Origin of the sequence: Halomonas sp. QHL1, from assembly GCF_001882345.1 — a bacterium.
GTDB lineage: Bacteria > Pseudomonadota > Gammaproteobacteria > Pseudomonadales > Halomonadaceae > Vreelandella.
In genome coordinates, this window is the sequence record NZ_MINL01000001.1 from 633693 (window position 1) to 654174 (window position 20482).

At 50.6% G+C, this 20482-nt stretch carries 20 protein-coding genes, 1 tRNA gene and 1 pseudogene; 11 read left to right on the forward strand and 11 right to left on the reverse strand.

Annotated features, from left to right (window positions below):
* The 4 genes from QHL1GM_RS02850 (at nucleotide 1) to QHL1GM_RS02865 (ending at nucleotide 5533) form a co-directional block, all read left to right on the forward strand.
* Entirely contained in the window at nucleotides 1–2280 is a 2280-nt protein-coding gene (locus QHL1GM_RS02850) for a bifunctional prephenate dehydrogenase/3-phosphoshikimate 1-carboxyvinyltransferase (protein WP_071695889.1), read from the forward strand.
* Complete coding sequence (gene cmk, locus QHL1GM_RS02855; protein WP_035558555.1) at nucleotides 2273–2971, forward strand: (d)CMP kinase; 699 nt, start codon at nucleotides 2273–2275, stop codon at nucleotides 2969–2971. The genes QHL1GM_RS02850 and cmk overlap by 8 nt, the downstream gene beginning before the upstream one ends.
* A 183-nt stretch (nucleotides 2972–3154) precedes the next feature.
* Nucleotides 3155–4834 carry a 30S ribosomal protein S1 gene (gene rpsA / locus QHL1GM_RS02860; RefSeq protein ID WP_071693130.1) on the forward strand — a complete coding sequence of 560 codons (1680 nt, stop codon included), beginning with the start codon at nucleotides 3155–3157 and terminating at the stop codon, nucleotides 4832–4834.
* 324 nt (nucleotides 4835–5158) lie between these two features.
* Entirely contained in the window at nucleotides 5159–5533 is a 375-nt protein-coding gene (locus tag QHL1GM_RS02865) for a histone-like nucleoid-structuring protein, MvaT/MvaU family (protein ID WP_071693131.1), read from the forward strand.
* 91 nt (nucleotides 5534–5624) lie between these two features.
* Here QHL1GM_RS02865 and QHL1GM_RS02870 read toward each other — a convergent pair whose 3' ends face one another.
* Nucleotides 5625–6455, reverse strand: coding sequence for a helix-turn-helix transcriptional regulator (locus QHL1GM_RS02870; RefSeq protein ID WP_071695890.1), 831 nt, complete (start codon nucleotides 6453–6455; stop codon nucleotides 5625–5627).
* Nucleotides 6456–6831: 376 nt separating this feature from the next.
* Here QHL1GM_RS02870 and QHL1GM_RS02875 point away from each other — a divergent pair, with 376 nt between their 5' ends.
* Nucleotides 6832–7173: a hypothetical protein gene (locus QHL1GM_RS02875; RefSeq protein WP_071693132.1), complete on the forward strand. Its 342-nt coding sequence runs from the start codon at nucleotides 6832–6834 to the stop codon at nucleotides 7171–7173.
* A gap of 28 nt (nucleotides 7174–7201) precedes the next feature.
* Here QHL1GM_RS02875 and QHL1GM_RS02880 read toward each other — a convergent pair whose 3' ends face one another.
* The 6 genes and pseudogenes from QHL1GM_RS02880 to pilB form a co-directional block, all read right to left on the reverse strand.
* On the reverse strand, nucleotides 7202–8089 hold the full coding sequence (locus QHL1GM_RS02880) for a DNA replication terminus site-binding protein (protein ID WP_071693133.1): 888 nt from the start codon (nucleotides 8087–8089) through the stop codon (nucleotides 7202–7204).
* 39 nt (nucleotides 8090–8128) lie between these two features.
* Nucleotides 8129–8362 carry a DNA gyrase inhibitor YacG gene (gene yacG, locus QHL1GM_RS02885; protein ID WP_022523595.1) on the reverse strand — a complete coding sequence of 78 codons (234 nt, stop codon included), beginning with the start codon at nucleotides 8360–8362 and terminating at the stop codon, nucleotides 8129–8131.
* Between the two features lie 34 nt (nucleotides 8363–8396).
* Nucleotides 8397–8999 carry a dephospho-CoA kinase gene (gene coaE / locus QHL1GM_RS02890; RefSeq protein ID WP_071693134.1) on the reverse strand — a complete coding sequence of 201 codons (603 nt, stop codon included), beginning with the start codon at nucleotides 8997–8999 and terminating at the stop codon, nucleotides 8397–8399.
* Nucleotides 9000–9051: 52 nt separating this feature from the next.
* Nucleotides 9052–9897: an A24 family peptidase gene (locus tag QHL1GM_RS02895; protein ID WP_071693135.1), complete on the reverse strand. Its 846-nt coding sequence runs from the start codon at nucleotides 9895–9897 to the stop codon at nucleotides 9052–9054.
* Between the two features lie 48 nt (nucleotides 9898–9945).
* Complete coding sequence (locus QHL1GM_RS02900) at nucleotides 9946–11178, reverse strand: type II secretion system F family protein (RefSeq protein ID WP_071693136.1); 1233 nt, start codon at nucleotides 11176–11178, stop codon at nucleotides 9946–9948.
* Between the two features lie 3 nt (nucleotides 11179–11181).
* A pseudogene (pilB, locus tag QHL1GM_RS02905) lies at nucleotides 11182–12938 on the reverse strand (type IV-A pilus assembly ATPase PilB).
* A gap of 240 nt (nucleotides 12939–13178) precedes the next feature.
* Here pilB and QHL1GM_RS02910 point away from each other — a divergent pair.
* The 5 genes from QHL1GM_RS02910 to QHL1GM_RS02930 all read left to right on the forward strand — a co-directional run bounded on the left by QHL1GM_RS02910 (nucleotide 13179) and on the right by QHL1GM_RS02930 (nucleotide 15845).
* Complete coding sequence (locus QHL1GM_RS02910) at nucleotides 13179–13691, forward strand: pilin (protein WP_083570963.1); 513 nt, start codon at nucleotides 13179–13181, stop codon at nucleotides 13689–13691.
* A 71-nt stretch (nucleotides 13692–13762) separates the two neighbouring features.
* Nucleotides 13763–14227 carry a pilin gene (locus QHL1GM_RS02915; protein ID WP_071693137.1) on the forward strand — a complete coding sequence of 155 codons (465 nt, stop codon included), beginning with the start codon at nucleotides 13763–13765 and terminating at the stop codon, nucleotides 14225–14227.
* A gap of 65 nt (nucleotides 14228–14292) precedes the next feature.
* Nucleotides 14293–14721: an anti-virulence regulator CigR family protein gene (locus QHL1GM_RS02920; protein WP_071693138.1), complete on the forward strand. Its 429-nt coding sequence runs from the start codon at nucleotides 14293–14295 to the stop codon at nucleotides 14719–14721.
* A gap of 93 nt (nucleotides 14722–14814) precedes the next feature.
* Nucleotides 14815–15636 (forward strand): inositol monophosphatase family protein, encoded by an 822-nt coding sequence (locus QHL1GM_RS02925; protein WP_071693139.1) that lies wholly within the window; start codon nucleotides 14815–14817, stop codon nucleotides 15634–15636.
* A 132-nt stretch (nucleotides 15637–15768) separates the two neighbouring features.
* Nucleotides 15769–15845 (forward strand) — tRNA-Pro (locus tag QHL1GM_RS02930).
* 128 nt (nucleotides 15846–15973) lie between these two features.
* Here QHL1GM_RS02930 and QHL1GM_RS02935 read toward each other — a convergent pair.
* Nucleotides 15974–16423 carry a hypothetical protein gene (locus tag QHL1GM_RS02935; protein ID WP_071693140.1) on the reverse strand — a complete coding sequence of 150 codons (450 nt, stop codon included), beginning with the start codon at nucleotides 16421–16423 and terminating at the stop codon, nucleotides 15974–15976.
* Between the two features lie 331 nt (nucleotides 16424–16754).
* Here QHL1GM_RS02935 and QHL1GM_RS02940 point away from each other — a divergent pair, with 331 nt between their 5' ends.
* On the forward strand, nucleotides 16755–16985 hold the full coding sequence (locus QHL1GM_RS02940; protein WP_139245594.1) for a type II toxin-antitoxin system Phd/YefM family antitoxin: 231 nt from the start codon (nucleotides 16755–16757) through the stop codon (nucleotides 16983–16985).
* Between the two features lie 56 nt (nucleotides 16986–17041).
* On the opposite strand, the gene QHL1GM_RS02945 is transcribed toward QHL1GM_RS02940, so the two are convergent.
* The 3 genes from QHL1GM_RS02945 to QHL1GM_RS02955 form a co-directional block, all read right to left on the reverse strand.
* Nucleotides 17042–18388 (reverse strand): integrase family protein, encoded by a 1347-nt coding sequence (locus QHL1GM_RS02945; protein WP_071693142.1) that lies wholly within the window; start codon nucleotides 18386–18388, stop codon nucleotides 17042–17044.
* A 787-nt stretch (nucleotides 18389–19175) separates the two neighbouring features.
* Complete coding sequence (locus tag QHL1GM_RS02950) at nucleotides 19176–19523, reverse strand: 2-hydroxyacyl-CoA dehydratase (protein WP_139245595.1); 348 nt, start codon at nucleotides 19521–19523, stop codon at nucleotides 19176–19178.
* Between the two features lie 146 nt (nucleotides 19524–19669).
* Nucleotides 19670–20374, reverse strand: a complete 705-nt coding sequence (locus tag QHL1GM_RS02955; RefSeq protein ID WP_302847892.1) for a succinate dehydrogenase iron-sulfur subunit — start codon at nucleotides 20372–20374, stop codon at nucleotides 19670–19672.
* Nucleotides 20375–20482 lie beyond the last annotated feature (108 nt).

The following is a 20482-nucleotide window of genomic DNA, read 5'->3' on the forward strand; positions in this document are numbered from 1 at the left end:
ATGGTCGAAGACAGCGTTAAAACCTCTGGCTGTCATGAATCGCGCTTATTGATTGTTGGCTTGGGATTGATTGGTGGTTCGCTAGCGGCATCGCTGCGTGCGGCAGGGTTTCAAGGACGGATTGTTGCCTGCGACCCTGATGAGGGTGAGATTGCTCGCGGTATTGAAATGGGGCTGATCGACTCAGGTGGTACCCATTTAGCTGAGCAGGTTAATGGCGCCACCATGGTTGTACTGGCGGTGCCGGTGCTCGCCATGGAGAGCGTTATGGCGAGCTTGGCCGATGCATTACCAAGAGCGTCTGCAGGCGTCGTGATTACCGATGTCGGTAGCACTAAAGCGACCATTCGGGCTTGTGCCCAGCGTGTCTTTGGCCAAGTGCCTACCAATATGGTGCTGGGCCATCCCATTGCCGGTTCAGAAAAAAGTGGTGTGGCAGCAGCCAATCCGCGTTTGTATGTAGATCACAAGGTTATTCTGACGCCGGAGCCGAACGTAGATCGGGCCGCCTTGCAGCGCGTCCGTTGCTTATGGGAAGCCTGCGGTGCCGATGTGCTGGAAATGGACGTAGAACGCCATGATCAAGTGTTGGCGCGTACCAGCCATTTGCCACACCTGCTGGCTTTTTCACTGGTGGATACGCTGGCCCGTCAGGATGAGCGGTTAGATATTTTCCGTTACGCAGCGGGTGGCTTTCGCGATTTTACCCGTATCGCGGGAAGCGACCCGGTGATGTGGCGAGATATTTTTATTGCCAATAAGCAGGCGGTTTTAGCATCGCTGGATGATTTTGAAGCGGGGCTCTCTCGATTGCGTCATGCGGTAGAAACCGGTGACAGTGATGCGCTGATTGCCACCTTTGATCGGGCGAGCCACGCCCGGCACTATTTTGACTCTTTATTGAACAAAACCAGCTATCAGGCGGAATATCATATGCAACCACAAGGTAAGGTTACCTACCGTGTGCAGCCGGGCGGTCAAGCCCAGGGGCGTTTGCGCGTGCCTGGCGACAAATCCATGTCCCACCGCTCCATTATGCTGGGCGCGCTGGCTGAGGGTGTCACTGAAGTAAAAGGCTTTCTTGAAGGCGAAGACAGTCTGGCAACCCTACAGGCATTTCGTGAAATGGGCGTGGCAATTGAAGGGCCGCACCAGGGCCGGGTGACTATTCACGGTGTTGGCATGCATGGCTTAACAGCCCCCGCTGGCCCACTTTATGTTGGGAATTCGGGCACCGCCATGCGGTTGTTTTCAGGGCTGCTTGCTGGTCAGGCGTTTGATAGTGAGCTAACCGGCGATGAGTCGTTGACCAAGCGCCCCATGGGCCGCGTGGCTGATCCTCTGCGCCTTATGGGCGCCACCATTGATACTGCTGAGGGCGGACGCCCGCCGCTGAAAATTCGTGGCGGCGCTGCTCTCAAAGGTATTGATTACGATATGCCTATGGCCAGTGCCCAGGTGAAATCCTGCCTGCTGTTGGCGGGGCTATACGCCGAGGGCGAAACGCGGGTGCGCGAACCTGCGCCGACCCGCGACCATACCGAGCGCATGCTCAATGGTTTTGGCTATGCGGTTTCCCGTGAAGGCGATACCTGCTGGTTACAGGGTGGCGGTAAGCTAACAGCGGGCCCGATTGATGTGCCTTCTGATATCTCTTCTGCAACGTTCTTTTTAGTTGCCGCAGCGATTACCCCTGGCGCTGATATTACTCTTGAGCATGTGGGTATTAATCCCACCCGCATTGGTGTCATCAATATTCTTACCCTGATGGGCGCGGATTTAACGCTTGAGAATGAGCGCGAAGTAGGTGGCGAGCCGGTGGCTGATATTCGTATTCGCTACGCACCGCTGAAAGGAATTGATATCCCTGAAGAGCAAGTGCCGCTGGCAATTGATGAATTCCCTGCACTGTTTATTGCCGCCGCCAACGCCGATGGCGTGACTCGCCTAAGGGGCGCCGAAGAGCTGCGTGTCAAAGAGTCTGATCGCATCCAGGCGATGGCAGATGGCTTGGCTGTGTTAGGTGTGCAGCACACCGTCGTAGAAGACGGCATCGATATTGTTGGCAATGGCGATGGGCAAAAAGCGAGCTACGGCGGTGGGCGTGTCGATAGCCTGGGCGATCACCGCATTGCCATGGCGTTTGCGATTTCATCACTGCGTGCGAGTGCCGAAATTGAGATTGAAGACTGCGCCAATGTGGCGACCTCTTTCCCTGATTTCGTTGAGTTGGCCACGCGTATCGGCATGAGCGTTAGCGTGGAGGGTGCGCATGAATGATCGCGCTTCAGCTGTGCCAGTGCTCACTATTGATGGCCCAGGTGGGGCTGGTAAAGGCACCATTAGTGGTTTAGTAGCGGAACGCCTGGGCTGGCATTTGCTGGATAGTGGCGCACTTTATCGGCTGACGGCTCAAGCAGCGGTTAAGCATAACGTAGCCGTTGACGATGAGGCTGGGCTTGCCCGCTTAGCAGAGCAGTTGGATGTCGCCTTTCCAGTTGAAGATGGCCAGCCGCGTACGCTGCTAGAAGGAGAAGACGTTGGCCAGGTGATTCGTACTGAGCAGGCTGGCGAGCGTGCCTCACAAGTAGCGGCGCTCCCTGCCGTACGTCAAGCACTGCTGCAGCGCCAGCGCGATTTTTGCCAAACGCCAGGATTGGTAGCCGATGGACGAGACATGGGTACCGTAGTGTTTCCCGACGCCCCGCTAAAGATTTTTTTGACGGCAAGTGCCGATGAGCGGGCACGTCGACGTCATCTGCAGTTGCAGGAAGCCGGGGTGAATGCTAGTCTTTCGAGTCTTTTAAAGGAGATTCAGGCACGCGATGCACGCGACACGCAGCGCAGTGTGGCTCCTCTCAAGCCGGCAGATGATGCCATTACGCTTGATACCACGCGCCTGAGCATACCGGAAGTGGTTGATCGACTGACCGAACTGCTTGCCCAAAGAGGGCTGGTAAGCGGCGTGTGATTCTCCCTTGCGGCGTTTTTGGATAGGTGTCACGACGTGGCAGGGCACTAAACTCACATCGGTGAGCCCGGTCAGGTCTAACCAGCGTTAACACCTCCAAAGGCTGAGTGACATTAGGCCCGCACTTGCTGGTGGTGCGGAGAAGGCATTTATGCCTCAACAACGTAATTACGTAGGAACACCATGAGCGAAAGCTTTGCTGAGCTGTTTGAACAGTCTCTTAACGACATCAACATGGAGCCAGGCGCTATTGTCGCGGCTCAAGTTGTCGACATTGACGGTGACTGGGTTACTGTCAACGCTGGTCTGAAATCTGAAGGTCAGATCCCGGCGTCACAATTCCGCGATGAACACGGCAACCTGAACATCGCTATCGGTGACGACGTGCACGTTGCACTTGAAGCCGTTGAAGATGGTTTCGGTGAAACTCGTCTGTCCCGTGAAAAAGCCAAGCGCGCAGAAGCTTGGAAGATTCTGGAAGCAGCCTTCGAGAAAGACGAAATCATTAAGGGCGTTATTAACGGTAAGGTTAAAGGCGGCTTCACAGTTGAAGTTGACTCTATCCGTGCCTTCTTGCCGGGCTCGTTAGTTGATGTTCGTCCTGTTCGCGATACTGCACACCTGGAAAACAAAGAGCTGGACTTTAAAGTCATCAAGCTCGATCCGAAGCGCAACAACGTTGTGGTATCACGTCGTGCGGTTCTGGAAGCAGAGAACAGTGCAGAGCGCGAAGCGCTGCTGGCTACTCTGCAAGAAGGCCAGCAGATCAAGGGTATCGTTAAGAACCTGACAGACTACGGCGCTTTCGTAGACCTGGGTGGTGTCGACGGCCTGCTGCACATTACAGACATGGCGTGGAAGCGTATTAAGCATCCGTCCGAAATCGTTGCTGTTGGCGACGAGATCAACGTTAAAGTTCTGAAGTTTGACCGTGAGCGTAACCGCGTTTCACTGGGTCTTAAGCAGTTGGGCGAAGATCCGTGGGTCAACATTAAAGATCGTTATCCGGAAGGCATGAAAGTGCACGCAGTCGTCACTAACCTGACTGACTACGGCTGCTTTGCCGAGCTGGAAGAGGGTGTTGAAGGTCTGGTTCACGTCTCTGAAATGGACTGGACTAACAAAAACATCCATCCGTCTAAAGTCGTTCAAGTGGGCGATGATGTTGACGTCATGGTGTTGGATATCGACGAAGAGCGTCGTCGTATTTCTCTGGGTATCAAGCAGTGTACTGCTAACCCGTGGGAAACCTTCAACACTGACTACAACAAGGGCGACCGTGTTTCCGGTACCATCAAGTCAATTACTGACTTCGGTATCTTTATCGGCCTAGAAGGCGGTATTGACGGTTTGGTTCACTTGTCTGATATTTCTTGGACTGATACTGGCGAAGAAGCCGTACGCAGCTTTAAGAAAGGCGACGAAGCTGAAGCCGTTATCCTGTCTATTGATCCTGAGCGTGAGCGCATCTCGCTGGGCATCAAGCAGATGGATTCTGACCCCGTTGCTGAGTACCTGTCAGTCAACGATAAGGGCAGCATCGTAACGGGTCGCGTCATTGAAGTTGATGCTAAAGAAGCTCAAGTTGAATTGGCGACTGACGTTATTGCTGTGCTGAAAGCCTCTGAAATCAGTGCTGACCGCGTAGAAGACGCGCGCAATGTGCTGAATGAAGGCGACAGCGTTGAAGCTCGTATTGTGAGTGTCGATCGCAAGAGCCGCCAGATTAATCTGTCGGTTAAAGCGAAAGACCAGGATGATACGCGTCAGAATCTGAAGAAGATACGCGAGCAAGAGCCGGAAACTGCAGGTGGTCCGACCACTATTGGTGATTTGATCAAGCAGCAGATGGGCCAAGACTAATTATCGATTAGTTATTGGTTTGTAAAAACGCCGCCCATAAGGGCGGCGTTTTTTTTGTTTTTAAATAGCTGAACGCCAGTAATAGTGGAGTGTAGAGCTGTTATGAAGTATTAGGGTTAGAAGACTTTAAACAGCATTTGTGTTTTAAAAAACGATTAGTAATTGAGTGAAAATCAACTAGACTGTTGTCAGTTAGCCTTTTTACAGGAATAATGTCCTAGCATTCTGTAGCCACCTTTCTGAACTAGTGGGTGCAAAGGCTGTCAATTTGCACATAAGCCAGATGGAGCCTGTTCAGTTAGATACGATATTCAAGGAACCCCAATGTCATTACTTAACGAATATATCCAAAAAGAACAGCAGTTAAAGCAGCTTCAAGAAGACCTGCAGCGCTTAGAAGGCGATCAGCGTCTCAAAAGCGAGTTGGAATTTAAGGCCAAACTAGAAGCGCTAATGACTGAGTTCGGCAAGCGCCCTGTCGACGTCATCGCTTTATTAGATCCTGCAGCCGACCAGCGTAGTACTAAAACCACGGCGAGTGGGAATGCCCGCCGTAAGCGTCGCCTTAAAATTTACAAAAACCCCAAGACAGGGGAAGTAATCGAAACTCGCGGCGGCAACCATAAAGGTCTGCGTAGCTGGAAAGACCAGTATGGTGATGAGACCGTTGAATCTTGGTTGGAGCGCATGGAAGACTAATTGATTTAAAAAACCGGCATTTCTATTCAGAGATGCCGGTTTTTTTATTGTCATATGCGTCAGCGCTGTTCAGGTGCCGTTATCAACACTGCTAGCCCATTAATGGGATACGAAGTTCTAAATGGTTCGTTTTCCATAATACCTGAGGAGGCTGTCCGCTAATGTGGCAAGTCTCCTGCCTGCTTAGTAGATACTTGATGGTATGCGTCAAAGCGCCATACAGATCAGCTAAAGTATCAAAGCATGTGCTCGCGTAGTAATGAGTAGGAATGTCTACCCGACGGTAGAGAACGGGCAACGCAATGTCTTTTGCATTGTCCTTATCTGCTAGGTAAAGACCAGTGTCGGTACGGTAAGAATGAAAAGAATCGTTATTAAGCACATTAATTCTATCTGCGAGTATGTCGGGCAGCACAACGATAGTCTTGGATAGTCGCAGCTGCGCCTGTAAGCAGGCTAGCTGCATATTGTGATAGCTAGTACCTCCTAGCCCCTTAATATGTTCGGGAGCTTTGTAGAGGCGCATCAGGACCATTTGGCGGTCATTGGTTTTTTCGATACGGGTGTTAAAACCATGCTGGGATGTCGGCTGATGAAGATCGGTTCTCAGCTTTAGCCGGAAATTGCGCGGACTTGACTGATAACGACGTTGAAATGCCCGTGAAAAAGATGAATGGTTATGGTACCCACAACGTATCGCAATTTGCGCTATATTGAGAGGAGTCAGCGCTAGCAACACTGCCGCGCGTTCCAGACGCCTTTTTTCACGATAGGCGCTAGGTGAGATGTGGAAGCTTTGGCGAAATTGGCGCCGAACTTGAGAAGACGAATACCCTATGTGATTGGCAAGGTCTTCGATGCCGAGTGTCTTATCAAGTGTGTCCTGCAGCCAGATCTCAGCTCGTGTCATCGCGTTGAACATTATCTGGCCTCTCATACATGAATCATACAGGTCGTGCTTATCTCGCCTGTAGTGCACTCTCCCAGTGCGTTAGTGTTAGTAACCTAGCTGAAAGAAAAAAAGTTCAGCCTTCAGATGAGAGTTGAGTCTCTAATCAGGCTACTTGTAGGTAATGTTGATGCGAAGCATCGATTTGATGAGCTGTCGCTGACAGCGTTGTATCTGATAGATGTGTTAGCTACCCCCGTATACTTAATGATGATGCCTTTATGATGGCAATTGGGTGGCAAAGGCAAGTTTGCTCGTTGTTTTTACCCATTTGTGCACAGTTTTTGCCAAAAAAAGCTGCATTGGCAGTTATATCGACCATTTCAAGCAAGGTGTAAATGAAACATCGATGAAATATCAAAAGGTTCAAAAGCCGGTAGATGAGCGTGAGAAGCTGCGTAAGTTTCGTGAATTAGACGATGCCTTTGCGCAGGCCTTACGTCAATTAGATGACCCGGAGAGCGATTTCGATATACCGACAGGTCCGCCGGTACGATCGCTCGCGGCATTGGAACAAGACGATATTGAAACCCAGCAGAAAGAACAGCAAGAAGAGCGGGAGCGCATATTCAAACAGCGCTTCGAGGCTTTGTTAATAGAGTATGGTGTGGATCATTACGATCTAGCCGAGTTGATCGACACGCTAATTGGCTATGGACTATGGCAGCAGGATATAGCCCCTAACAGCTAGCACTCTCAAAGCATCGAAGGTGTCTTTACTAACGATAGCGGTAAACACGCAAACTTGGCAGAAATACATCTTGCTCTAGCTTCTCGTCGCGCCGCCTTGCCCGTGTGCGGGTAGTGGGGGGGTGTAGCGCAGGCAGGTTAATGTGGGGTAGTCGCTGATTATTGTCAGGTACAAAAATAGGCATGGCGGCATTTAGTGCCCGTCGTGTATGCCCATCTTCGAGTGGCTCGGTAAAAAAGAGATTTGCCCGCATAAGTGGGGCCTGAGTTTGTACCTGGGCAAGCACTTCGCTGCTTGGAATGCCGGCTAGCTTGCGTAACTGAATACGAATATGCGGCGCATCGGTGTCGAGCTGCAAAAGCTTATGTTCAGCTTCTTGCACCGAAAGGCGTTTAATAGAGCGACCGCTACTGTACCAAGCAAAACGAACACGAGAGACGGGCGCTTGTGCGATAGGTAACTGCCGCCAGCTCTGTTTAAGATGCAAGCGTGCTAGCCCAGTGCGACGTAACACTTCATCAACATGAGGATGGCGTCTTGGCAAGCGGCTTTTTGCGTCGCTAAGCGCCTGTGGGAATGCTTGTTTGATATGTTGCAGTAGTGCGCTAAAGTTGGCTTTGGTTAGATTAACAGCGCCTATCGCCGCTAGTAGTTCGTCATTAGCGGCTACTATAGCAATATAGTTACGTGTTTCACGGCCATCTTGATCTTGTTCATGCCACATATCGAACAGGGCTTTACGCAACCAATCGTTCGCAGGTGGCGATTGATGAAAGACCCATGAAGCCGGTAATTGCTGTTCATATAGTGAGACCGCGGCTTCGATGGTTTCAAGTAGATGGTCAAACTGCTGCTCTAATTTGAGCAGCACCTGATAGGCCGAAGGCGATAGTGGGGTAGCGTTTGTCTCGGCCATAGTCAGTGTCAGGGCTCGTTAAGTCAGTTATAAGACTTGTTAGGTAAGTGGCGCATCCTTGTCGGCTTGCGCTAAGAGCGTTTCTATATCGGCCTCATCCATGGCGGACTCGCCCGATATGCGGTGCGATTCATCGGCCCAGGCACCTAAATCTAGCAGTTGGCAGCGCTTACTGCAGAAAGGGCGGTAAGTGCTTTCTGGCAGCCAGGGCACACGCTTAGCGCACTGCGGGCAATTAACTTCTAGCGGGGAATCGTTGGCAGGGCGAGCCATAAAAAACTCCAATTGCGTTAACAAATACGATATCTCAGTAGTTGAGCTGCTGACGGTAGCGTTCATCAAGTTGTGCCACTTGTTCCATCATGCTGGCGTGGTCACCGCTGTTATCTATCACGTCATCTGCCTTCGCTAACCGTTGTTCGCGGGTAAGTTGGGCGGCGAGAATAGCATGCACCTGGCTTTCACTCACCCCATCACGCTGTAGGGTTCTCGATAATTGTAGCGCTTGGGGTACATCGACCACCACTGCGCGGTTAACTAGCGCACTTTGTCCCGACTCAAACAGTAACGGTGATACCAGCAGCACATAGGGCGCACCCTGAGCTTTGAGCCGCTCTAAATGCTGCAGTAGTCGCTCCCTTATTCTGGGATGTGTGACGGATTCTAGCCACTGACGGTGCTCTGGATTTTTAAAAATAATCTCGCGTAGGGCGGCGCGATTAAGCGTTCCCTCCTGAAGCATGACCTGATCACCGAAGCGGTTTTTGATGGCTAATAGCGCTGGTTCACCCGGTAAAACAACTTCCCTGGCGACATCGTCCGCATCGACCCAGGCGGCGCCGAGTGTTTCAAAGGCGCGCGCAACGGTCGATTTACCCGACCCAATGCCACCGGTTAATCCGATAATCATTTGCTGCCTCAAATAGCTGTACTTTATATAGCTGAACGTTACATCACTTAGTTTACATAAGCAGGCTGAGATACAGCGTCATTATTTCATCACCGACTAACAGCGCTACCCAGCCAGCAAGGGCGAGAAAAGGGCCAAAGGGCAGTGGTGCACCGCGCAGGCGGGGAGAGCATGCCTGGGCCATCAGCCCGACAATGGCCCCGAGCCCTGCGGAGAGTATCAAAATCAGCGGTAAGAAACTCCAACCCAGCCAAGCGCCCAGCGCCGCTAACAGCTTAAAATCGCCATAGCCCATTCCCTCTTTGCCGGTGACCAGTTTGAATAGCCAATAAAAACTCCACAGGGAAAGATAGCCTACCATGGCGCCAATAACCGCACTCGGCAGCATAAGTGGCTGGAAGAGGAGCTGAAACAGCAACCCTAACCAAAGCAAAGGTAGGGTGATGACGTCGGGCAGTAGCTGGGTGCGAAAGTCGATCACGGCAAGTACTAGCAGTATTAGACAGGCGACGTAAATGAAGGCTGCTTCAACAGTAAGCCCTTGCAGAGCTAGCACGGTAAGGGCCAGCAAACCACCGGCTATTTCTACCAGTGGGTATTGAACGCTAATCGGCGTTTGGCACGTAGCGCAGCGCCCGCGACGCTTTATCCAGCCAATCAGTGGCAGGTTGTCGTGCCATGCAATGGGAGCTTCACAGCGGGGGCACATAGAGCCAGGCGTGGCCAAATTAAAGCGCGGTGAGTGTTCAGCGTTTAGCTCAAGCGCTTCGCGGGCTTCGTTACGCCAGCCACGCATCAGCATCACCGGTATCCGCGTAATCACCACATTCAGAAAGCTACCTAGACATAGCCCAATCACTAAAACGATTAACCACAGGATGATCGGAGGGTGATGCATGTCGCTCCTTGGGTTTGTTTAAATTAGTGTTCTTGAAAAGTTTGATTCTTAGAGAGCAGAGCCTAAATCAAAAATTGGCAGATACATTGAGACCACCACCCCGCCAACCAGCACGCCCAGTACCACAATAATAACCGGCTCCATCAGTGACGTGAGGGCATCGACTTTATTATCGACTTCTTCTTCGTAGTAATCAGCAACGCGATTAAGCATGGCATCAAGCGACCCCGCCTCCTCACCGATACTGACCATTTGGATCGCCAGGGGAGGGAAGCGGTTAGTCATCCGCATGGCGAAGTGTAGCTGCTGCCCGGTGGATACATCTTGGCGTGTTTGCACCACCGCGCGTTCGTACACTTTATTGCCTGTGGCACCAGCGGCAGTGTCTAAGCCTTCAACGAGCGGTACGCCGGAGGCGAAAGTGGTCGCTAAGGTGCGTGAAAAACGAGCGATAGCAGATTTGTGCATAATATCGCCAATGACCGGCAATCGAAGTAGCAAAGCGTGCATACGGTAGGCGATTTTAGGCGAGCGCTGGATGCTTAGTTTGAGTAGGAACACTGAGGCAATTACTACACCAAGCGCCGCTAGCCAATAACGCTGGGCAAGCTCAGATAAATTAACCGTCATCTGGGTTAGTGCAGGAAGTTCAGCGCCAAAGCTTTGAAACATGCTTTCGAATTCAGGCACCACTTTAATCAACAGCAGCATGGTCACTGCAATGCCAATCGTCATAACGGCGGTGGGGTACCAAAGCGCTTTCTTAACTCGTGCCTTCAGCGATTCCACTTTCTCTTTATAAGTCGCGATACGATCAAGCATTTGATCCAGCGCACCTGACTGCTCCCCAGCGCTGACCAGGTTAACAAACAGGCGATCAAAGTGCTTGGGGTGACGGTTTAATGCATCAGAGAAACTAGAGCCCGACGACACATCGCTCATCATATGCTGGACCAGAGCGACCATGGCAGGTTTTTTGAGGCTCTCTGCCACCACTTGGAGCGCCTGCAGCAAGGGAATGCCCGCTCGAATCATGGTGGCCATTTGGCGCGCAAAGACCATCACATCGTTGGGGTTAATGCGGCCGCTGCCGCCCAGGTTGCCCTTTTTACTAATCCGGCGGATAACAATGTTTTGCTTAGTCAGCTCAGCGGCAACTTCGGCTTTACTGCGGCCAATCATCTCACCGCTTAGTGGTCTGTCCTGGGGGCCTTTACCGATCCATTTCCAGCGCGCTAGTTTGATGGCGGGCGTTTGGCGTCGACGTGCCGTTTTAGCCATGCCTTACTCCTTACTCACTCGGTTAACCTCTTCCAGGCTGGTAATACCCTGCATGACTTTTAATAGCCCACTGCGGTGAAGGCTTGGATAGCCCTCTTTACGCACCTGCTGATCAATAACTAAGGCATTGGCATCGCGCATAATCAATTGGCGCATCGCTTCGGTAATCGGCACTACCTCATAAATGCCGATTCGGCCTTTATAACCGTGGGTGCAGCGCTTGCAACCCACGGGTTTATAGATAGTTGCCTGGTGGAGCTCTTCGCTGCTAAAGCCTACTTTGCGCAGTGCTTCGTGGGGGATTTCTATGGGCTCTTTACAGTGCGTACATAGTTTGCGAGCTAGCCGCTGGGCAATAATCAAACTAACGGCGCTGGCGATGTTAAACGAGGAGACCCCCATATTGGCCAGCCGAGTCAATGTTTCAGCAGCCGAGTTGGTATGCACCGTTGAAAGTACCAAGTGACCTGTCTGAGCTGCTTTAACCGCAATTTCGGCGGTTTCAAGGTCACGAATCTCGCCCACCATAACCACGTCAGGGTCTTGGCGTAAAAACGCCCTGAGCGCGCTGGCAAAATCGAGGCCGATCTTGGGCAGTACGTTTACCTGGTTAATACCGGCGACTTTGATTTCAACCGGGTCTTCGGCGGTGCAAATATTGCGTTCAACTTTATTAAGAATATTAATTCCGGTATACAGCGAAACGGTCTTACCGCTGCCGGTGGGGCCGGTGACCAGAATCATGCCTTGGGGTTGTTTTAAGGCGTGTTCATAATGGCCCCTTGCTCGTCGGTAAAGCCTAACTGTTCAATACCCAACTGCGCTGCGGTAGGGTCTAGAATCCGCAGCACCAGCTTTTCGCCATAAACGGTAGGCAGCGAGTTAACCCGGAAATCTAGGGAGCGGGTGCGGGAAAGCTTGAGTTTTATCGCCCCGTCCTGGGGTAAGCGACGCTCTGAGATATCCAGGCGGGCCATGATCTTTAGGCGGGCCGCGATACGGTTACGCATAGCAAAGGGCGGTCGTGCCACTTCAATAAGCATTCCATCAACCCGAAAGCGCACCCTATAAAGCGTTTCGTAAGGCTCAAAATGGATATCGGACGCGCCCCGACGGATCGCGTCTAGCAGAATCTTGTTCACAAATTTAACGATGGGAGCGTCTTCGTTATTTTGGGAAGACTCTTCCAGCGGTACTTCGTTACCGTCACTACTCTGGACAATGCTCAGCGAGCTGACTGCATCGTCAATATCGTCCAGCTCATCCAGCATGCCGCGCTCGTTTTGCGCAAGGTAGCTATTGAGGGCGACAGTGATTTGATCAACGGGCGCGAGGATGCCTTCAATGCTAAGACCGGTCGCAAACTGCAATTCATCCAATTGCGTCAAAGTGGCGGGGTAAGGCACAGCGACCGTGAGGCGATGACCATGGCGCGCTAATGGCAAAACGTTAAGGCTCTGCAACACTTTGACAGGATAGTCAGCAGCAGGAGGCAGCGTAGTAAGCCGCACCGCCTCCAAATCTATGACCGGTAGTCCATACTCCCAGCCAGCCGCCAGTGTGGCTTCATTAGGGTCGACCAGGCCGCTCTCGATAACATGCTGAAGCAGCGATATTTCCAAGTCCGATGCGGTCGTTTCCGCTGTTGCTGCCTGGGCATCGGTCAACAAGCCGTGCTTAACCAAGCGCTGGGCAATGCCGCGCAGGCCGCCGCGGGCGGCGGCGTGGCTTAAAGTCGACTCAAAAGGGGGCTGGCTCATCAAAACAACCTGTTGTACATCGAAGAAGGCGTGTTACTTGTACCATAAACTAGCGTTTACAGGCATTAAAAGGCTGGTTAAGCAGGCCGCTAAAGAAGCATTCAAATGAGCCGATAACGTTAATAGCGTGTGTTGTAAAAAAAGATCACGTAAGCTAGTGTAATCGCAGTTATCGCTAATTCTTTTTAAGGGTACATAATCCTTACAAAGGCTTGCCCTTTCCCCACAGGAGATGCCTTCATGCAGAATGCTGCACAACCTATTTCTCGTACCACCAAGCAAGGCGGTTTTACGCTGATTGAGCTGATGATCGTCGTCGCGATTATTGGAGTATTGGCTTCCCTTGCCGTACCTCAGTACCAAAATTACACCGCCCGTGCCCAGGCGAGTGAAGCATTGACTATTACCGGTGGCTTACGTGCTGATATTGCTGAGCAATATTCGTTAAGGGGGGCGATGCCTACTGCTGCTGCACAACTGAGTTCGGATGCGAGTGATGATAATCTGGATATAACTGGTCGTTATGTTCAATCAGTTGCTTATACATCTCAAGAACTGCAGGTGACTTTCAAAGATAGTGGTGATAGTGCTCTAAATGGTGCGGTAATGGTGATTGAACCCGTTACTGTTGGTGAGGATAAAAATCCTGGTAATGGCTGGACGTGTTCTTGGGATGAAGATAGCGAAAATGCTCAAGAAAACTGGCTGCCTGCTGGTTGCCGCGCTGAAGTCGATCCTGAAAGCGCTGGTTAAGTTATAATCTATGTTTCTAATATAGGGGCCTATCTGGCCCCTTTTTATTAAGTTCTGTATGGAGTAGAAAGATGTCAAAGCCCCAATACGGCTTTACCTTAATAGAGCTAATGATTGTTGTAGCAATCATCGGCGTGCTGGCTTCCATTGCTGTACCCCAATACCAAAACTACACCGCGCGGGCTCAGGTGTCAGAGGCTTTAAATGTGCTCAGTGGCGTTAAAACAGAGTTGGCTGAACGTTATGCATTCTCGGGTGATTTTGGAACAGGTAACGAACGTGGAATGGAAGAGCTGGTTCGCCAAACCCGTTATATACAGTCGGTCGACTACTTCTATCGCGATGATAACGTGGCGATTGGCATGGAGATGCGCAATGAAGCGCCGGTCTCTTCGGCTATTCGTGGAAAACGTTTACGTGTTGAGCTGATTTCTGACAGTGGTGCCATAAAGTGGTCGTGTATGTCGGCAGAACAAAACGGTATCAATGAAAAATACTTGCCTGGCAGCTGCCGTGGGGAGCCATCTAACTTCTAACTTCCTCAATCCCTACGCATTTGTTCTTTACACTGTGAGCTCTGACCTAAAGCAAGGAGCTTACAGTGAATCCCATCAAACTGATTGCCATGAGTGCCCTAGGCGCGCTGCTTTTCAATAGTGCTGTCTTTGCCCAGCCTGACCATGCCCCGGCCCACGGCGCCCGTGATAAGGGCCAGCAGCATGAATCTAACCGGCTTAGCCACTCCCGTGATGGGCGGGTTGATCTGCCGCGTATTAATGAGCGTGAACTACGTCAGCTATTGCGCCAACATGACGCGCCGCGAGCTGAGCCGTTACCACCAGGTATTCAACGTAACCTTGAAAGAGGCAAGCCGTTGCCGCCGGGTATCGCCAAGCGTTTTGACGGCCAACTGGCCTCTCGATTACCGAATTACCCAGGCTATGAGTGGGAGCGTGTTGGCGCCGATGTGGTGTTAATTGAAGCCGCCACGCGCATCGTGGTGGATGTACTGGTGGACGTATTGCGCTAACCCTGCCACCGGAAATCGGTTTGACTCGAAAATTACACCTCGGCGGCTTATGGTAGAGACTCAAAGCCTCATCGCGTTCTAAAGGGAGATTCAATGAGCGACCACACACTAGCCTCACGTCTTGAAATTACGATTGCTATCGCCGAAGAAGCTGGCCAAATGATCATCAAGGCGCGGGAGCAGCAAGACTTTGCCCAGCGCTTAAAAAAAAACAATGAGCTGGTCACCGATGTGGATGTGGCCGTGGACAAGCTTATTAGTCAGCGTCTGGAGGAGCACTTTCCGGGTGAAGCGCGACTGAGTGAAGAGCTTGCCCCAGAGAGCGCTTTGCATGAAACAGCGCCGAAGCTTTGGGTGGTGGACCCTATTGATGGCACGGTTAATTTTGCCCAAGGGCTTCGCCACGTAGCGGTCTCCATTGGCTGGATGGAAGAGGGTGTTGCCAAGGTGGGCGTTGTGCATGCGCCGTTTTTAGGCGAAACCTTTAGCGCAGCCGAAGGCACAGGAGCTTTCTGCAACGGTAAAGCCATACAGCCCAGTATTGCAGATTCACTGGCGCACACCTTGGTGGGTACGGGGTTTCCCTATCGTAAAGAGGAGCGTAAGCATCTTTTGAAGCGGTTAGAGGTCGTGCTGCTGGAGTGCCAAGACGTACGTCGTAATGGTGCAGCAGCGCTAGATTTATGCGATGTAGCCTGCGGTCGCTTAGATGCGTATTACGAAAGTGTCTCGCCCTGGGATTTCGTTGCAGGCTGGGTCATTGCGCGCGAAGCTGGCGCACGAGTAGGGCACCTATACCCAGTGCCTTCAGCGGTGCCGGAAGATATCTACCCGGATCATTTATTAGTCACTGCCCCCGGTGTCTATGACGCTATGGCCTATCTGCTGCTTGAGGCTGATCAACGCAAGCCCTGAAGGGTGCTGAAATCTATAGCGGTGTGTGACAAATACTTGAAAAGAAAGCGCTATAAAGGCTTTTCATTTAGGCAAGAAAACGCTAGTATACGCACCGTCTTGAGGCAAAGATGTAGCGGCCAATAAAGACAGCGGAGCGTGGCGCAGCTTGGTAGCGCGTTGCAATGGGGTTGCAAAGGTCGCAGGTTCGAATCCTGTCGCTCCGACCAAGAATTCAAAGAGTTGCGGTATGCTAGCAAGCCTTAGTGCAGCGCAATATGACTCGGTAATCCATTTTTGATCCAGTTTGGATGCCGAAAGAAGCCAGCCAAGCAGCTGGCTTTTTCTATGGAAAAATTCAGCGTGGGTAACTGACCCTGATTGGAGGAACCTGCCTAATTTTTGCGGTATATTTGCAGACTTGGCAATTAAAACTGTATGTCCCTTCTTCAAGTATTGATAACCTGCCGTCCTCGCGGCAAGAAGGACATATGGAATGCTTGGGATGGTTCTCTGAAGAGTTACTGTCGCAAAGAGTTAAAACGTAGCCACCCAAAGCCGTCTTCTCAAGCTGATACTGATCAAAGCGTTTATCTTTCTCTATCTTCTCTTTGAGCTGCTTAACCTCTTCGAACAATGTATGGTTTTCCTGCTGTTTTGCGAACAGCTCGGACTGCATAGCTACTAACTTTTCCATAATATCGCTTACGGCAGCGTTTAGCTTGGCTTGATCATTGACATCTTTTGCGCTTTTAGCTAATTCAACGGTTGCCTTGATGCTGCTGACTAGCGCTCCGACTTCCACCATGTTTTTCTCGCTCTTACGTTCGATTGATCAGGTAAGCTACAACATTTGTTTCTCAAGCGCATTGAGGATAAGGCTATAGAGAAGTTTATTCGTGTGGTAACTAAATTTTTACCATGCAACGACTCGGTTCTGCATCAACTTCGTGACTTGCATTGAGTGGCCTGACATTATTTTCGGCCACTGTCGGAAGCATTGTCCGGCTTCTGGAGCCAATCCATAAACGCAGCCGGCTGGTTGAGTAAGATTTCTTCGAGTGCTGCTAGCACTCAGAGAGTGGTTCTACCACACTGTGTATGAGCTACTGCAAACTAGGTGGTTAAGGAATATGAAAGTGTCTATTCACGCCGCACAAAAACAACTTTACTCACTCATTGGCAAGGCACTTTCAGGCGAGGAGGTCATCATTACTTTGAATGAGAATTCCTATGTTCAGCTTGTGCCTTATAATGATGAAAGTGATGTGAAACAGCTATTTGGTTGTATGAAAGGTGAGATTGATTATGTTGAAGGATGGGACGCACCGCTGGAGGGCGATATGCTGCAAATCTTCTACAAAAAATAAATAATTGAGCCTCTGCTCTCGGTAGCACTAGAGCAGAGGTGGCTGTGGTTTCAGGACTACTTGAATACTGGTCTTTCTTTTCCAGGTCGATTCAAAGCGTCTAGGGCGTTGCGGATGTGATCTGCCGTTAAGTGACCATAATGCTCTATCGTTGTTGCGATGTCTCGGTGCCCCATTAGCTTCATGACAGTCATTAAATCGGCCCCCGACATAATGAGCTGAGAAGCAAAATTGTGTCGTAGCGTGTATAGATCAAGATTTTCATCTAACCCTCCCCATTTTTTAATGGTTGGCCAAGGATGTCGGCCTAGCGCACCAGCGGACAAGCGTCGGCCAGTTTTAGGCGATGGAAAAACGTAACCAGTTTGCGGTCGTCCGTTTTCCTCCCACCAGACCTGTAAGACCTCCAATAGCGGTTCCGAGATAGGAAAACTGGTTGGACGTATGCTGTGATGCGCTGTTTTCTCTATGACCTTTGTGATCATTTTCGTTTCGAAATTAACATTTTCCCAGCGTAAGCCGTAGATATCGCCCGGACGAAATCCTGCATGGTAGATGACGAGAATAGCCGGAACCACATAGTCGACATACGTTACTTGATCCCAGTCGGGAAGGTGACGGTTGGATTTTTTCGTCCGCGATCTTCGCCGCATATCTTTTCTGTCTTTGGTATAGGCGGCAAGGCCATGAAATAAACCGTCTACCTCGCTATCTGTTAAGGCACGTCGGGAGCGAATGGTGTCAATTCCATGATCATCCCCAGCAACTGGCCTCTTCAGTCTCACGGCCTTGATCGGGTTCTCAACAATATATTTTTCCTCAGCAGCTATATTGAGCATGTTTTGAAGAACGTCATAGGATCGCTTTATGGTGAGGTATGCCAGACCCGTTTTTTCAAGTTCATGGTGCCACCTTGTTACATCTGCTTTACAAAGTTCAGGCATTCGTTTCCGATACCAGGGCTTGAAGTGACGATCTAGTCTTTCAAGGTCTTCCTTTCCTCGTTTCATTCGCTCTTTATGGGGTCGATAGACCTTACCAAGGAAGACTTCAATAATCGTGGCATCTTCTAGGCGTTGTTGTTCTTCGACAAGTTTTTGAGCTTTTATGGCAGCATCTTTTTCGAGCCGAGGCTCTATTCCCTGGGCCAGGCCTAGCGCCATATTTTTTGCGATCTCCCTAGCCTCATCAGCAGACACTGCCGGATAACGACCAATTTTAACTACTGGACGTTTTGATGTCAGTTTAGAGCGGTAACGGAAAGAGAATGTAATAGATTCATGCTTATAAACGGTGCAGATAAAACCGCTGATTTCAGTGTCATAGATGGTTCTTATTCCCTTGCTCCGAGCATGCTTGATAGCTGATTCAGTTATTTTGCGTTTAAGGGTAAAGTCTGTCATTTGGCGGCGCCTCGGAAGATATTAATTCAACTGGACTTCTGAGACAGGCAAGAGAGGTGACTGAATTACTCATCCAGTGCAAATCCCAAATACGGCTGCATTTCATTTCTGGATTAGAAAATGCTGTCTTCGGAGTCCGTGTTAAACATATCTCTAAAATGATGAGGCTTTCAAAAACTTTATAAGATCAATATCTTATGATTGAAGCGAGGTGGTGGAGCTATTGCGCCTAAGGGAGCGCGAGCAGGATGGGGTTGCAAAGGTCGCAGGTTCGAATCCTGTCGCTCCGACCAAAAAGACATACAAAACGGTCACTTAGCTTATTGCTACAGTGGCCGTTTTTTGTTCGGCAAAGTTCCAGGTGACCAATAGGTAGCACGCGTCAGAAACAAGAAGGCGCAGCTGGAAACAATAGTTCGCCTTTCTCACCGCACCGCAGCCCTCACCAGAAACCGAAAAACCACTCCATATAAGAATAAGGGAACTGCGGTTCAGATGGTTCTATTATGCGATACCTCACCGCGCGCAGGCTGATGCTGAGCGTTACGCTAAAGCGACCGTCACGAGTTACCCGAATTATGGCGCTTGCTAATACAAGAGCCACAGTTTGTGTTCAACCACGAACTTATTGATACAGTTATTTAGATACCAAAATATGTCACTTACCGCTTGTTTCTAGGGCATGCTAATTTGGGGTCTTCTCTCACAAGATATTATTAAAAATAATTAGCTAGTGAAAAGCGTTACCGTATAAGAGATTGTTAAGTCCCGGATATTCAATTGTTGATCAGTAGATCTCAAGCCGGGCAATGTCTCGGCTCTGTAGGCGCGCTTCTGCATCCTGATTTGCCGCTAACTGCTGAAAGAGCTCGGCTTCCTCTGGCATATCAGCCAGCTCGGCGCGTAGTAGGTACATGTCCTTAAGAAGCTGGTGGGCCGTCATGGCGTTGGCCAGGATATCATGCAAATCATGACAACCTGCGCATAGGGGGACACGCTCCAACACGCTTGGATGACCGAAATTCTGATGGTCGATTAACCATGTGGTGAGTAACCCCTGATCTGCATCCTCAAGATAGCTTGCCATGGCGTCGCGCATTCGCCGCTCGCGATCAGCTAAGAATACGAGTGCCATTTGCATACGCTCGTCCGAATGCTGGTTTGCCAAAGTTGTATACTGCTCTGACAGCTGATTGTGAAAATCGTAAATCCAAGTGAGTAGATCTTTTACCTGTCGAAAGGCCATGTCGCTTCTCATAAATGCAGGTTGTTAAATAATACTCAGCTCCCACGCGATAACAGCATTGCCTTGATATGGCCAATCGCGCGCATAGGGTTGAGTCCTTTCGGGCATACCCAGGTGCAGTTACCTATCTGGCGGCAGCGAAAAACGCTGAAAGGATCGTCGAGTTCGGCCAGTCGCTCCTCGGTGGCGGTATCGCGGCTGTCTATCAGGAAACGGTATGCTTGTATGAGACCGGCCGGGCCGATGAATTTATCCGGGTTCCACCACCAAGAGGGGCAGGCAGAGCTACAGCAGGCACAGAGAATGCACTCGTAGAGACCATCAAGCTTTTCGCGGTCTTCAGGGCTTTGCCGATGTTCGGTTGCTGAGGGAGGCTCGTTGTTGATTAGCCAGGGGCGAATCTTCTCGAACTGCCGAAAGAAAAGACGTTGATCTACCACCAGGTCGCGGATCACTGGCATGCCTGGTAGCGGCCGCAGGGTCAGAGTATCCGAGTTGCCCATCACCTCCTCAACGGATGTGATACAGGCTAATCTGTTTTTGCCATTGATGTTCATACCATCGGAGCCGCATACCCCTTCTCGACAGGAACGCCGATAAGTCAGGTTAGAATCCTGCTGCTTTAGATGCTCTAGCACGTCGAGGACCATGCCCTTAAGGAGGCGCTCATCCACTTCGCGTGCTTCCATCCTCGGTTTTTCATCGAGTTCAGGGTGGTAACGGAAAAGCTGCACCTTGATCATTTAAACTTTCCTTGATGCAAGTAGCCTTATGCGAGGGCTTTACAGCCAGGGCGAAACCTTTCTGGAGTGTTTCGATGAAAAGGTTTGGCAACTAGGTATTGATGA